The organism is Roseburia sp. CLA-AA-H209, from assembly GCF_020687575.1.
Lineage (GTDB): Bacteria > Bacillota > Clostridia > Lachnospirales > Lachnospiraceae > Roseburia_C > Roseburia_C amylophila.
The window spans coordinates 1-13,186 of sequence record NZ_JAJEQU010000029.1 but is presented as its reverse complement, the minus strand read 5'-3'; the positions used below and the strand labels follow the sequence as shown (position 1 = coordinate 13,186).

12 protein-coding genes are annotated in these 13,186 nt (G+C 39.0%); 1 reads left to right on the top strand and 11 read right to left on the bottom strand.

Annotation, left to right across the window (positions count from 1 at the left end):
• Positions 1–143: 143 nt before the first annotated feature.
• The 8 genes from LKD41_RS15025 to LKD41_RS14990 form a co-directional block, all read right to left on the bottom strand.
• The gene (locus LKD41_RS15025) at positions 144–623 is read right to left on the bottom strand and encodes a YwqH-like family protein (protein WP_117699188.1); all 480 of its coding nucleotides are present in this window, start codon (positions 621–623) and stop codon (positions 144–146) included.
• A gap of 33 nt (positions 624–656) precedes the next feature.
• Positions 657–971, bottom strand: coding sequence for a DUF4176 domain-containing protein (locus tag LKD41_RS15020; RefSeq protein WP_117699189.1), 315 nt, complete (start codon positions 969–971; stop codon positions 657–659).
• Between the two features lie 26 nt (positions 972–997).
• Positions 998–5,182, bottom strand: a complete 4,185-nt coding sequence (gene essC / locus LKD41_RS15015; protein ID WP_227701626.1) for a type VII secretion protein EssC — start codon at positions 5,180–5,182, stop codon at positions 998–1,000.
• Between the two features lies 1 nt (position 5,183).
• On the bottom strand, positions 5,184–6,272 hold the full coding sequence (locus LKD41_RS15010; protein WP_117699191.1) for a type VII secretion protein EssB/YukC: 1,089 nt from the start codon (positions 6,270–6,272) through the stop codon (positions 5,184–5,186).
• 44 nt (positions 6,273–6,316) lie between these two features.
• The gene (locus LKD41_RS15005; RefSeq protein ID WP_147326062.1) at positions 6,317–6,547 is read right to left on the bottom strand and encodes a hypothetical protein; all 231 of its coding nucleotides are present in this window, start codon (positions 6,545–6,547) and stop codon (positions 6,317–6,319) included.
• A complete protein-coding gene (locus LKD41_RS15000; protein ID WP_117842353.1) occupies positions 6,516–6,935 on the bottom strand; it encodes a type VII secretion EssA family protein in 420 nt (139 codons plus the stop codon). The genes LKD41_RS15005 and LKD41_RS15000 overlap by 32 nt, the downstream gene beginning before the upstream one ends.
• 85 nt (positions 6,936–7,020) lie before the next feature.
• Positions 7,021–7,323, bottom strand: a complete 303-nt coding sequence (locus tag LKD41_RS14995) for a WXG100 family type VII secretion target (RefSeq protein ID WP_158552129.1) — start codon at positions 7,321–7,323, stop codon at positions 7,021–7,023.
• Positions 7,324–7,342: 19 nt separating this feature from the next.
• Positions 7,343–9,859, bottom strand: a complete 2,517-nt coding sequence (locus LKD41_RS14990) for a hypothetical protein (protein WP_227701625.1) — start codon at positions 9,857–9,859, stop codon at positions 7,343–7,345.
• Between the two features lie 734 nt (positions 9,860–10,593).
• Here LKD41_RS14990 and LKD41_RS14985 point away from each other — a divergent pair.
• On the top strand, positions 10,594–10,824 hold the full coding sequence (locus LKD41_RS14985) for an IS3 family transposase (RefSeq protein ID WP_227701624.1): 231 nt from the start codon (positions 10,594–10,596) through the stop codon (positions 10,822–10,824).
• Positions 10,825–10,835: 11 nt separating this feature from the next.
• Here the strand turns inward: LKD41_RS14985 and LKD41_RS14980 are convergent, their stop codons facing one another.
• The 3 genes from LKD41_RS14980 to LKD41_RS14970 form a co-directional block, all read right to left on the bottom strand.
• Positions 10,836–11,630: a hypothetical protein gene (locus LKD41_RS14980; RefSeq protein ID WP_227701623.1), complete on the bottom strand. Its 795-nt coding sequence runs from the start codon at positions 11,628–11,630 to the stop codon at positions 10,836–10,838.
• Positions 11,631–11,887: 257 nt separating this feature from the next.
• Positions 11,888–12,454, bottom strand: a complete 567-nt coding sequence (locus LKD41_RS14975) for an imm11 family protein (RefSeq protein WP_022244403.1) — start codon at positions 12,452–12,454, stop codon at positions 11,888–11,890.
• Positions 12,455–12,469: 15 nt separating this feature from the next.
• Positions 12,470–13,186, bottom strand: a 717-nt coding sequence (locus tag LKD41_RS14970) for an AHH domain-containing protein (protein WP_227701622.1), incomplete at its 5' end; no start/stop codon positions are given.

The window sequence follows — 13,186 nt, the reverse complement described above, 5'->3', positions numbered from 1 at the left end:
TACGCTGTCATGGCATCCATTGATACATTTAAATCCGGAACTGTAAGCTGCTTTCCTTCTACCTCACCGGATACCGTTGAAAAAGAATGTACCTTTGATGTATAAACATTGGTATCTAATTTTATCAGCATAATGATGCCCTCCTAATTAGTATGTTTTTCCAGCCAGTTGCAAAGACTGTTCCAACTGCTCTGCAGCTTGCCGATATACTCATTCTTATTGTAGATTTCATTCTCTCTTCTTGTAATCTCATCACAAAGTGCATCCAGATCATATCCCAGATTGGTACAGACATTTCCGTATTCTGTTTTCAATGCACTGGAGGCAGAAATTGATGCATTATATAAATCTCCACGCCAGCCACTGTCTAATGTATATTTATCCTCAATACCATCCTTCTGGTTTCTCAGCGTATCTATGGCTGTCTCAAGTCTCGTTTTCAGTTCCTTTAATGTATTAAGTGTTCCCTCCATGGGAGCCAGACTGCTGCTTTCTAACTGCAAACTGCTCTTTACTGTGTTTAACTGCTGTTTTACCTGATTAATCTCCGCTGTACTGGTTGTACTCTTCTTTGTTGTTGAACTTCCTTTACTGCCGGAAGAGCTTTTCTTCGTCTTCGACATTTATCCTTTCCTCCTCATCTCTCCGACGCCTTCTTATGCTTCCTGTTCTTTCTTCAGCAGCTGCTCCTGCAGCACACTCAGATTGTTTTTAATATTTTCCTGCATCAGCTTCTCGTCTTCATCCTCATAACCGCGATATACTATTTTCTGAATATCCTTATGCTGAAAATATAACAGTGCATCTCCTATAACCCCTTCCGGATAGGTACACGCTCCATAATCAAAATATCTTTTTTCACCTTTGACTACTGCAAATGCACCTCTTGCTATAATCATAATTTTCTTTACGCCACCTTTAAGCTGCACAATACTTCCTAACGGCAAAAACTCTATATTTTCCTGTTCCATCTTTTTATCCTCCTGCTTATTTTTCTTTATTCTTCTCTGTCTTCACATTTCGGTATGCGGATACGCACATATGCTCCATTATGGAAAAGCAGACCATCACTTAACTGCGGCAATTCCTTTGCTGCAACTGTTCCAAAAATTCCTGTAGAACCAGGGTTGCCCACCAGCAGACCATCCGTAGTTGCTTTTGCAAATTTGGTAATCTCATCAAATCCTTTTAATTTACCGGAATTGGCTGTAAGAATAAATCGGATTCCACTGGACAATGCCCCACTCAATATCGGTGCCAACAATACAGCTTTTAATTTCGTTGCCTCTACAAAGTCATCCCACTCATCTACCACGACATAACATGCATCCAGTTCCTGAACCAGACGGCGTGGTAACTGTTCCGGATGTTCCTTCATCTTCTGCTGCAGCTGCTGATTTCGTGCAGTCACCAGTCCCCCCAGTTCCATAAGAAACGCATCTATTCCATCTGCTCCGATATAATGAATCTCATCTCCGGACCTGTAATGATATAGTTCCATATCTTTCGAGTCTAATAAATATACTTTTCCTCTTCCTGTTATCTGTTCTAAAATAACCTTTAATGCATTCGTCTTTCCTCTTGCAGTCTCACCCAGAATTACAAATGGTGTTGTAAGACCTGCCGGAATACATTCCGGCAATACACTCTCTTTATTCAGTCCCAGCCAGATTGCCTTCTCTGCAGCGTTTTCTTCTGCTGTATGCTGTTTCTTTCTCATTTCCATAAATGTTCTGATATTTAACTCATCCGGCAATACCGGGATTCTCGGTGCTACAGTATCCGGATAGCATGCATTTATCTGCTCAATACAGGCTTCTATACCCTGGTTATACTCCAGTTCATCTGTAAATGCAGTCATGACATAGACCTGCATGACACTTACCAGTCCATTGTATTTTATAAGTGTCCGTCCCTTTATCTCTGACTGTGAATAAGAACTTCGTCCCACAATTACATGCAAGTCTGATTCATCGAAAAGATAACCTGCCACTTTATTCTTAAAATTGTTATATGTAGAATACTTCATGGCATTACTTCGTGTTGCTGTTGCTGCCATATATATGCCAAGTCCGGTACCATCTCTGGATAATTTCTGGAAAAATTCTTCCGCTTCATATCCCAGTTCTTTGACCACATCATAATTGTCAATAGCAATTACTATTGCTTTTAATGTCTTTTCTGCCACCTGATTGTATACTTCAAAATTCTGTACCATCCGTTCTGCCAGTAATTTTTTACGCCGTTTTATCTCTGCCTGTATAAGATTGCAGAATTTACGGAATCGTTCTGTATCATCAAAACTGATATAGTCTGCCGTATGATGCAGGCGGTTCAATGGAATCAATCCACTGTTTCCAAAATCCAATATATAGAAGTTCAGATTCTCTACCCGGTTATGCATTGCCAGTGACAACAACACGGTTGTAAGAAATGCTGTTTTTCCATAACCTGCGGAAGCAATATATAAGAGATTTCCGTCTGTGGCAAAATCAAGCTGGTACTCCACCTGCTGCTGTTCTTCCGGAATATCTATCTTTCCAATCCGTGCAATCAGATTTAATGCATTTCCTTTCTCTGCCTGCTGGTCCGATACAATCTGTTCCGGCAACGGTGGCATCCACGGCCGTTTTACTTCCACGGTATCCATTGCCTCATATACTCTATGGATATAATCTACCGTAGCATCCAGCTGCGTCATCATATTGCCGCCGGAAGCATGTTCATCACTTAAATCTTCATTTATCAGTTCACCCTGTCCAAGGTCATTCACCAGATAAACTCTGTCATCTACTTTTTCCTCTTCCTTTTCACTTACATAAGAAGCTCCACTCCATGCCGACTGGAATAATTCATAGATTTCATTATTTCCAACCTGAAGATAAGCTCTTCCGGGGATTGTAATATTGGCGGCATCCGGTGTCTTTAATATTTCTTTACTGTCTGCCTCATTCTGTACCATAAGTGCCAGTTTAAACTTGGAGTTTGTCCAGATCTGGTCATCTACAACTCCGGTTGGTTTCTGTGTTGCCAGTATCAGATGCACACCAAGGCTTCGTCCGATTCGCGCCGCCGATACCAGTTCCGTCATAAAATCCGGCTGTTCCTTTTTCAGCTCTGCAAACTCATCACTGATAATGAATAAATGCGGCAGTGGTTCCTTTGCCTCTCCATTCTGGAACAGCTTATGATATGCATTGATATGATTCACATCATAGCTGCTGAATATTTTCTGTCTTCTTGCCAGTTCACTCTTAATTGATGCCATGGCACGCATACTCTGTGCTCCATCCAGATTGGTGATTGTTCCCAGCAGATGCGGCAGATTCCGGAATAATCCTGCCATTCCACCACCTTTATAATCAATCAGTAAAAATGCCACCTCATACGGATGATAATTGACTGCCAGGGACAGTATATAAGACTGGATAATTTCCGATTTACCGGAACCTGTCGTTCCTGCTACAAGTCCATGGGGACCATGGGCTTTTTCATGCAGATTAAGATTGACATAATCTTCCTTGGCTCTTACCCCAAGCGGAACAGCCAGGGACTTTGCTGCATGATTTTTCTTCCATCGTTTTGCAATATCCAGTTCCTCCGGATGCTCCACCTGATACATTTCAAAAAATGTAATACTCTCCGGTATCTGTGCACTGATTCCCTGCATATGCTCCAGTGTACTTAAATTTCTTGCCATCCATTCCAAATTTATACCGCTGGTATCTGACAATTCAAAGGAAAGATTTTTCTCTTCCTTCTCTTCCATCAGAAGTGTTGCCTGACCGGAATTATGAAGCATAACTATTGTACCGATATTCTCAGGCAGATTTGCTCTCATATTTGTGGTGTAAATAATAGAAAATCCAAGGTTATCCCCTTCTTTATCCAGATATTCCATAATAGAATGGTCCATAATTAACTTTGGCTCATCTATAATAAATATAAGATGCGGCAGAAAACGGCTTTCCTTCTTACTTTCTTCTAATTTGTTTTTCCGGTTCTTAATCATCTGATGCAGGCTTCCAAGAATCTGGTCTCTCTTCCGCTCTGAATTTACAGTTCCCACTACATTTACCGCATGTATCCGTAAATGTGGATACCAACGCATCCACTGGAAATCAGCATCAAATCTGTTATTATAAATTGTTACAATTTCAAGGTCATGATAACTCTGAAAAAAAGTAAGCTGCGCCACAAGTAATTTCAATTGCTCATGAATAACGCTTTTCTCTCCCACCAGTCCCAGATGTGCTTTCTTTAAATCTACTACAACAGGCTGTTTCATCTTTGAAAATTCCCGCTTCAATTCCTGTGCTTCCAGTTCCAGCTCATCCGGTTTATCCTTTAATTCATCCGTAGAAAGGCGAATACGGAAATGACAATCTGCCATTACCTGTCCCAAAGATACATTCAGGAAATCATCATCATCAGAGCTTCTCTCATAGATTCTTGGACTGTACTGCCCAACCATCCGGGCAAGCTCCTTTACCTCCGGATAATTATAGTGATTTGCCTCTTCTTCATTCTGATATGCTGCATATATTTCCTTTCTTTTCTTTAACAGATATTCCCGATATGTTTTCTCCCGGAGCCTTTTATTCTCCTGACCTTCCTTACGGTCTGTTATATATTTAACCACCGTAAATATTGTTGTCATCACTGTGCCTGCTGCTGACATCAGCACATATAAACCACGCTTCATTAAAATACTGATTCCTACTGTCACACACAGCATCACAAGAGGCGGCACAATAAGTTGTACCAGACTCTCTTTCTTTCCATTCTGCTGTTCTTTTGGGCTGGTCAGACTAATTTCCAAATCCGGTATTCTTTTAATGATTCGAGGAGAACGTTTATACTTCGGATATCCTTCAAATGGAATTTCTTTTTCTTCCAGTTCCAATAATCCATCGGTATTGATATTCACCGTATCTTCGCATTCCACCTGTACACTTTTTTCCAGGAAGATAATTTTTCCCCGGGAAAAGCTTAATTCATCTCCATTGTTTATCTTTCCTTTACAGGCGGCTTCCCTTCCGTTCCAGTATATGTTCTCATAACCTTCTATTGTTACCTCATCATTCCTGACCCATAGCCTTGCCGGAAATCCTTCAATTCCAAGATTTCCATTTTTTCCGTCTATTGTAAAATTCTCTGTTCTCTGAAAGCTTCTCTTCATGCTATTCTTCCTCGGTATCGTATTTTTCCATCAATGGCTGCATCTTCTGTGCAATTTTCTCCAGCTCCTGTGTTTTCTCTTCTCCACTGAGACTGCTGTCTGTCTCTATCATGGATTTCTGTTTCATATAAGCATAAAGCAGCATTTCATCATCGGACTGCTGCATGGCAATATCAATTGCCTCTGAAATGTCATTTCTTCCAAGATATATCCAGTACTCCAATCTGGCTGGCGTCTCCTTTAAAGAAAGATTGCTTATAATATTCTCTTTCTGCTGCTGTGTCAGATTCTCACTTCTCACATAGGAATTGGCAAGAATATATTTCTGATATATATCCATATCTTTTACCGATATTTCCTGCATAGCATCCACACAGGATACATAATCAGCGGAAATATAGGCATTTTCTGCCGCAATTACTGCATCCTTATATGGCTCAGTACGGATGAAATCAACCAATGCATAGACCGCCAGTACTATTGCCAACAGCAATACCACAACAAACGATGCCTGCAATGTACGATACCGTCTTCGGTTCAGAAAAATCATTTTCACAGACCGTTCTGTCTCTATCTCCTGCTTACGCTGTTCCAACAGTCTGACCAGCTCTTCTACGGATTCCACCTGCCGTACCTTTTGCAGTATGCCACCCTTTAAAAGCTGCATTCCTCCCTGTACATAATCCGCATAACTGTACTGTTTCTGTAATGCATAGCCAATGAGTGCTTTATATTCTTCCATCCATTTCTGTTCATCATATTCTCTGTCTTCCCCGCAGATATCTCTCTGTTTTACATAGACCAGATGATTCCTGTCGTAATAAAGATTTTCCGGCTCTAATGTAAAGTAATATGATTTCCGGCATGCTGCCAGTAATTCTATATTTTCCAATACCGCCAGTCTTGTGGTAATATCTTCTTTTCGTATCTCTGTCATCGGTGTCAGTGCTTCCAGATTATAGGTTAAAAGCAGTTCCTCCCCTTCTTCCTCTATTTTCACTGCAATAAGACCTGTATCCGGATACATTAATTTCTGATAATCAAATATGCCTTCCGCCTGTAATGCTGATTTCTTTATTCTTTCTTCCATCTTTTCTCTCCCGTATCTTATTTTCTTCTGTCCTCTGTCTGCCTCTACTGTATGCAGAGAATATCTCCATCATAAATACTCTGCTGTTCATAGTTCTTATTCATGTCCAGAAATCTTCCCCTGCGTTCAGATTTCATTTCTTGTACCTCTTCCTGTGGCAGTTTTCCCGCTTCCTTTAAAATAAGCATGGTATCTATTATTTTCTGCTGTGGATTAACCTGTATATCTTCCTGCCAGCTTCCTTCACGATTCATAATTGTAAGTGTGAGCAACATTTTTCTTCCACCTTCCCTGTCTTCTCTTCCGATATTGCAGCAACAGCAGAATTCCCACTGCCAGCAGAATTCCGCATGCTGGAATCCAATACGCATCCAATGATGCGGTTACTTCTGCCTGCTGCTGCAGCTGCTGACTTCCTGTTGTTAAAAATAATTGTTCTTTTACAGCCTCTTCTTTTCCGGCATTTTCATCCATTTTCTTTATAAATACCTGTTCCTTTGTATCCTCATAGCTGCGTTGTTCCTTCTGCTGGTAATCTTTTACTTTTTCTTCATAATCATCCGTAAATACATCTGCTCCGTTTACATCCGTCAGCGACTGATAGGTCTGCGACCGGTTCTGCAGTACCGAAGGATTAATCTCTATTTTAGAATTATCTGTCACTTTACTTCTCCTGTTTCTGACAAAAGTATGGTCTTAAGGGATAGAAGAATCGGAAAGTCACAGGATGTGGCTTTCCGATTCTCTATTACATTACTCCAATCTTTCCGGCAATTTCACGGTCAATGTTCTGCATAGATGTAGATACATCACGTAACTGCTGTGCAATGGATGTAATTAATTCTGCAGTTGCAGAAAAGCTAGGCTCTAAGGAACTGAACTGATCATAAAATGCCTGACTGCTCTGTCCTGCCCATTCATCGCAAAGTGTAGAAACCATATTACGCATGGTACTTACTACCTGCTGGAATTCCTCACATCTTGCATCAAATTCATTTGCCTTTGTCTCCATCTGCTCCGGACTAATCCGGATGTTGTTTACATCTGCCATTTCTTTTGTCTCCTTTACTTTATATTGCAACGTCTTTCGACGGGTTGCTCTGTTCCTTGATTCTTCTGTGATAACTTCTGGCATAGCTTCCTAATATTCCCACCGCCAGAATTCCTAATATTCCATATAAAAGATATTCCACCCAACGTGAACTCTTCTGTTGTTCCCTGCTGCCGGTAACACTTTTCTGTGATACGGTATGATCCACCTCATCCTTTAAACGCTGGTAATCGCTGACCTGCAGCATCTGCGTTGGTTGTGCCACAAATTCATATACCTGTGTATATTCCATGCTTCCTACTCTTGTATAGGGAAGTTTTGCTGCAAAATCTGCCAATGCCGTCTGATTCTGACTGCTTGTAGTATTCTTCACTTCCTTTGCCGAAGCCAATGCATCTGTAACTGCCTGATTGGAAGTTTCTTTCGCTTCTTCCATGTGCTGCTGCAATGTCAATATATTTTCTGAAGTAGTCTGATACAATTTATCTGCATAATCCACATAAGACTGATTGCTGGTATTGATTTCCTGCTGCATAAGTGCAGCATTCTCTCTCATGCTGCTCACGCTGTCATTCATCACTGTGGTATCCTGCCTTGGATGAAATCCATTTACGCTTCTTTGATAAGAATTAACTGCATCCTGTTCTTCTTTCTGGCTATTTTCTATCTCCTTTTTCACGAAATCTGTGCGGTCTGCCAATGGCTGTATACAACCACTCTGAACCAGACCCGTAATGCCATCCACATCAACATTCTTCTGTGCCGCCACATCTGTCTGCATCGCATTACATAAAAGCCCGGTATCTCTCAGCAAATCACGAAATCCCATCCTGCTGCCATCCCCGGTCTGCCAGCTTCCATCAAATGCCGGTAATGTATAATCTTCTGTCGTAATCTGTTCCAGTGATGCCTTAAGATATTCTCCCAATGCATCCACATCTCCCATTACCTTTAGCTGCGTCTCTGTCTGTGCAACCGGCACTTCTCCATCCAGATATGCCTTTAAAAATTCCTTTGTCGAGGCATACCCCTGTTCTGTCAGAAATTCCATGATTTCTGTATCTGCATCACACTGCTCAAATATTTTTTCTACCGTAACCGCTGCTTCCGGTTCTTCTCCAGTATCTTCGCCTTCGCCTGATTCCGGTTCGTTTTTCTCTCCTTCTTCTGTTTTGCCTTCTTCTGTTTTGTCTTCTCCGGTTTTCTCTTCTCCGTTTTTGTCTTCTTCTGTTTTCTCTCCTTCTCCGGTTTTATCCTCTTCTCCGTCCCCGCCATCTGAATCTTCCGGCAGCAGAAATGCATTTAATATTTTGTCGATATAATTCTTGTTCTTTACATTTTCTTCAATTGCATTCTGTTCCAGTGCAATGGTAATAACCGGCGGTTCTTCCATTCCTTCTACCTGACTGCAGGTCAGTTCATATGCTACTGTTCCATCTTCTGCCTCTGCTTCTTTCCATTGCAGTTTTGGCAGCTGAGCCTCCATTTCTCTGCCATAGGAATTCAGGTTCTGTATTCCTGCTGCTTCAATTCTCTGATTATAGTTTTCAATGCATTGCTGCAAATTCGTATCCAGTTGTTCTGTCACATTTTGAATCTGGGCAATCTGGGCAAGACGGCTGTTTTGTTCAGCAGTCTTTTCTCCGTTATATGCAAGCAATGTATCCTGCAGATTTCGAATTCCATCCCGATATAAAAGTTGCCCGTCTGCATCCGAAAGTAAATTGATTTCTCCTACGCCTTCTGATATTTCTTTTAAGGAACTGACCAGTTCATTTCCTGCTGTTTGCAAATCACTTAACTGTGCAGAAGCATCTGACAGATTTTCCCGATATGCACTGTCTACTGCCTGAATCAACTGCGCATTTTCCTCTGTATAATCCGAAATATCTAACGGTATTGTAGTGTCTTCCTGCTGTTTTAATTCCGGAACCGGAACCATGCTTACCAGATCAGATGCCTGTATTCCCTGTATTGCTTCTTTATCTGTAATGTCATTATTCATAACCATTGCAGATTCATCCTGCGCCGCATGAAATTCATCCATTATGTTACATAGATACATATATGTCATCTGACTGTTCAGTTGTTCCCCAAACTGAAGGACATCACCTAAAAGTTCTTCTCTTGCATCCGCCGATACATCTTCACTGACTGCATACTGTAACTGCGATGCCGCCGGAACTGTATTTAAGCTTTCAACATTTTCCGAAAAATCTGATGGAATTATAATATAAGCACCATATCGCCCTTCTTCTATTCCATTTCTGGCATCTTCTAATGAGGTATATATGAAATTATCATTTGGAAAACTTATGATCTGCTCCCCATAATAGACTTGTGTGTTACCATCCGATATGCCGGTATCCAGATTCACCACTGCCACTCCCTGTGACTCCACCGTTCTTTCTACTGCTGTATTACCTGTCTGCAATGTAGTGTTTCCATTTATCTTACCGATTCGATATCCGGTAAAACCGCTTGTTCCAAGCAGCGTAATGCACAAAAGAACAGTTATTACTTTCTTCCGTTTCATATCCTCTCTCCCTTTTCTTTTGTCTTTGTCGTATAGATTCTTTCTCTTTTTTTCGTAAATGTCAACCAAAAATATTCGACCTCATTTTTCCTTTATCTGTTCCTCTTTTTTTCTCTCCTGATTTTTCATTTTTCCTTATTTTCCGGGCATTTCAGCATACTTTTTCTAAAATTAGCAGATGATTAATTTCTATATCATTTTAAACTTAATTTAATCTGGTCGAATAAAAGTCGAAACAGTTTTCTCTGAACATCAAAGCAGTTTTTCCTTTTTTGTGTAATCTGCCATCTTGCTACTCGCGTAAACTACAAGAAACACGCTTTGCGAGTTTCTCGAGTTATCGCGGTGCTCGCCAAATCTGCATGCAAAGCTCATTTTCTAATTCTCGAACTTTATCACACCACTCACTATCAAGGAGACAACTACTTCTGGTTTTTATGCATTTGCTACTCTGGAGATGATGTCTGACGCTATGAATAAGGCAGCCCCTACAACAGACAATGAAGAAAAACTTTGGAAAAAGAATGATATAAAGAAGCTGTTGTACTCATTAGATTGAATCAAAAACTATGCCGAAGAATCTTACTCACTGCTTGAAATATCAAGCACTAATCAAAAACTTCGGCATAATATTTTCTTCGGTATAGTCCGAATTATCCTGAATTCGTGATAACTCTGATCGTGGATTTCAATATACAAGTGCACAGTTCTGTAGCAGATTAAAGAAACATCATATGAAACAAAGTATGTCCAGAGTTGCCCATTGTATTGATAATGGACCGATGGAAGGATTTTTGGGGATTCTAAAACAAGAGATGTATTACTGCCAACATTTCAATGATAGAACTACCTTAATTGCAGCTATAACTGATTACATCAATTACTACAATAACCAACGATTGCAAAGAAAGTTAAATGTGATGACACCAATGGAATATCATAATCAATATATAAAAGTAGCCTAAAACTTCTCATTTTATTTTGTGCTAAATCTTGACACAGGACCACCTGCACCTCGGTTATCTTTTTCATCATGATTTATTATTTTCTTTGTTTCTTTCGGTATAATTTTCTTTTTTAAAATCATCCTAAATAATATACCCCCAATAAATAATATGCCTCCAATACTAAATCCAACTGCATACCGATTACTTACTATAAGCAATAGTTCATGTAAATGCAATGAAACAATAGTTACAAATAGTATCATAAAAATTATTCCAAAGCAAAGAAAACCTCTATTCTCTATTTTAAATGTATCTATCAAATCAGCTTTCACGTCTTTTATACTATTTCTACCTTGAACTTTTTGCATAGATATATATGAACCTACCCATATCGAAACTGCTAAACTGGATATTTCAAAAAAGTCCGATACTTTATATTGAATAAAAAAAACGATTCCCAATGCAACCATTCCAGCAATAGATATGGTATTACACCATTGCAGTTCACCCTCAGTAAGTTCGATATTTCTATTATTTGTTTTCCATATACTATTCCAAAAACATCTCACTATTTTTACAACTGCTATCAATATAATAGTCCCCGCCAAAGCAGAACATTTCCATTTATAATCATTCCATAATTGAGAAAACATAAACACTACTATATATCCTAATAACATACTCAATATATAAGTAATCATTTGAACATACTTCCAACTTAAATAGTTATGCTTTTTCGTTTTTTTTGATTTAAATAAACACCAACATAAATAATTCCAACCATAATCCACCATAATATAAAACCTATTAAATAATTCATCCACTACCACCTTTCCAGCATTAAAATATTCTATACCATAATATTAATCGGAGCATGTGAATCTTGGGTACCATGTCATCCATGCAAAACATCAGCATCTGTTCCTGTTTCTGTTTCTTATCCGAATTTCTTGTTATCATAAAAAATACCTCCCTTTTGCAACAAAAATTTGTTTTGAAAGTAGCACGCTTATATCAGCGTTTTTGAACTAAATATTAGATTTTGATTTTCGAATGTCCTTATGTGGAGACATAAATAAAGTTAATATACATCCACCTCAATAAATGCAAATCCAGTCAATGAATTATTCTCAATAATATCCTTCATTCGTTCTGAAACAAATACTGGTATTGTATCGTCTTTCAATCTGAAAATATCATGTCCCTGCACCATTTGATTATTCAAAGCATACTTTTCTACTGAAATTATTTTTTCATCACCAAGCGTAAATACATCATACTTAGAATGTTCTAAATCCAAAGCATCTATTATATCCAACAAATTAGCAACTTTATATTCTGTATTCTCAACACGATCTTTCGTATCAAACAAGTTTACCGAAAGATATTGTATCACATTTTCTTCTACAACATCTTCGATTAATTCTCTAAACTTTTTTGATACAATCAACCACCTATATACATTGGCTATATAGTCGGATAAAACAGAACCATCTTTTGAGTTATATGTAAATCTAACTTCAGACCAATTATTAATATAATTCCCGTTAGATACAGAATATTCATCAATATCTCCTATAACTCCAACATTGCAATTTACATAATCATCATCATTTTCATAATCATAACTTAATTTATAATATTTCATCTAAAATGCTCCTTACTATTTGTTCCAATAATCCTTATATAACATATTTGGATTACTGATGATTTTCTGCTTCATTTGGTCATATAACATTAAAAACTTAGTTTTGTCACCTTTTGCTATTTTATCAAATTTTTGCATATTATCAAGAACATACTCGTGATATGCATATGGATGACGCCCCTGATGAGGCATCAATTCTTTATTCCAATCTCCGTCTAAATCTAATCCATATTTTTTAGCTATATTTTCAAACTGACTTGTATATTTCTTACTCTTATTTGTTGCAAAATGATGTATCTGATTAGGTTTAGTAGAAGGTGTACCACTCTCCCCTACATTCCCCAGTTGCTGTTTTCTAAGTTCCAACAGTTCCTCCGGGTTTAATTTCTTTAATGCAAGTGCTTCGTCTACCTTTCCGATTCCTCTTATTTCTGCCTCTGTGAGCCCTTCCTTGCTTCCATTCTCAAGAAAATCAAGATATTTCTGGGCATCTTCCTTTGACATTCCTTCTGCAAAAGAACCGTGTAATCCACTTACATTTGCCATGGCATCTATCTCACTGAGCGTTCCATATGTTGCCATTCCGGTTAGTGTTCCAACTACAAAGCCTGCCAGTGGACTGTTGGTTGCTTCTGTCATGCTCTTTTCCACATAGCTGCTGGCTGCCACCGTCAGTCCCTGCTTTGCATACTCTGTTACTACTGCCCTTCCTATGGATGTTCCTGCACTTAC

Coding starts and splice junctions, on each gene's coding strand:
- LKD41_RS15025 (WP_117699188.1), bottom strand. CDS start 623: ATGTCGAAGACGAAGAAAAGCTCTTCCGGCAGTAAAGGAAGTTCAACA.
- LKD41_RS15020 (WP_117699189.1), bottom strand. CDS start 971: ATGGAACAGGAAAATATAGAGTTTTTGCCGTTAGGAAGTATTGTGCAG.
- essC (WP_227701626.1), bottom strand. CDS start 5,182: ATGAAGAGAAGCTTTCAGAGAACAGAGAATTTTACAATAGACGGAAAA.
- LKD41_RS15010 (WP_117699191.1), bottom strand. CDS start 6,272: ATGGAAGAAAGAATAAAGAAATCAGCATTACAGGCGGAAGGCATATTT.
- LKD41_RS15005 (WP_147326062.1), bottom strand. CDS start 6,547: ATGTTGCTCACACTTACAATTATGAATCGTGAAGGAAGCTGGCAGGAA.
- LKD41_RS14995 (WP_158552129.1), bottom strand. CDS start 7,323: ATGGCAGATGTAAACAACATCCGGATTAGTCCGGAGCAGATGGAGACA.
- LKD41_RS14990 (WP_227701625.1), bottom strand. CDS start 9,859: ATGAAACGGAAGAAAGTAATAACTGTTCTTTTGTGCATTACGCTGCTT.
- LKD41_RS14985 (WP_227701624.1), top strand. CDS start 10,594: ATGAAACAAAGTATGTCCAGAGTTGCCCATTGTATTGATAATGGACCG.
- LKD41_RS14975 (WP_022244403.1), bottom strand. CDS start 12,454: ATGAAATATTATAAATTAAGTTATGATTATGAAAATGATGATGATTAT.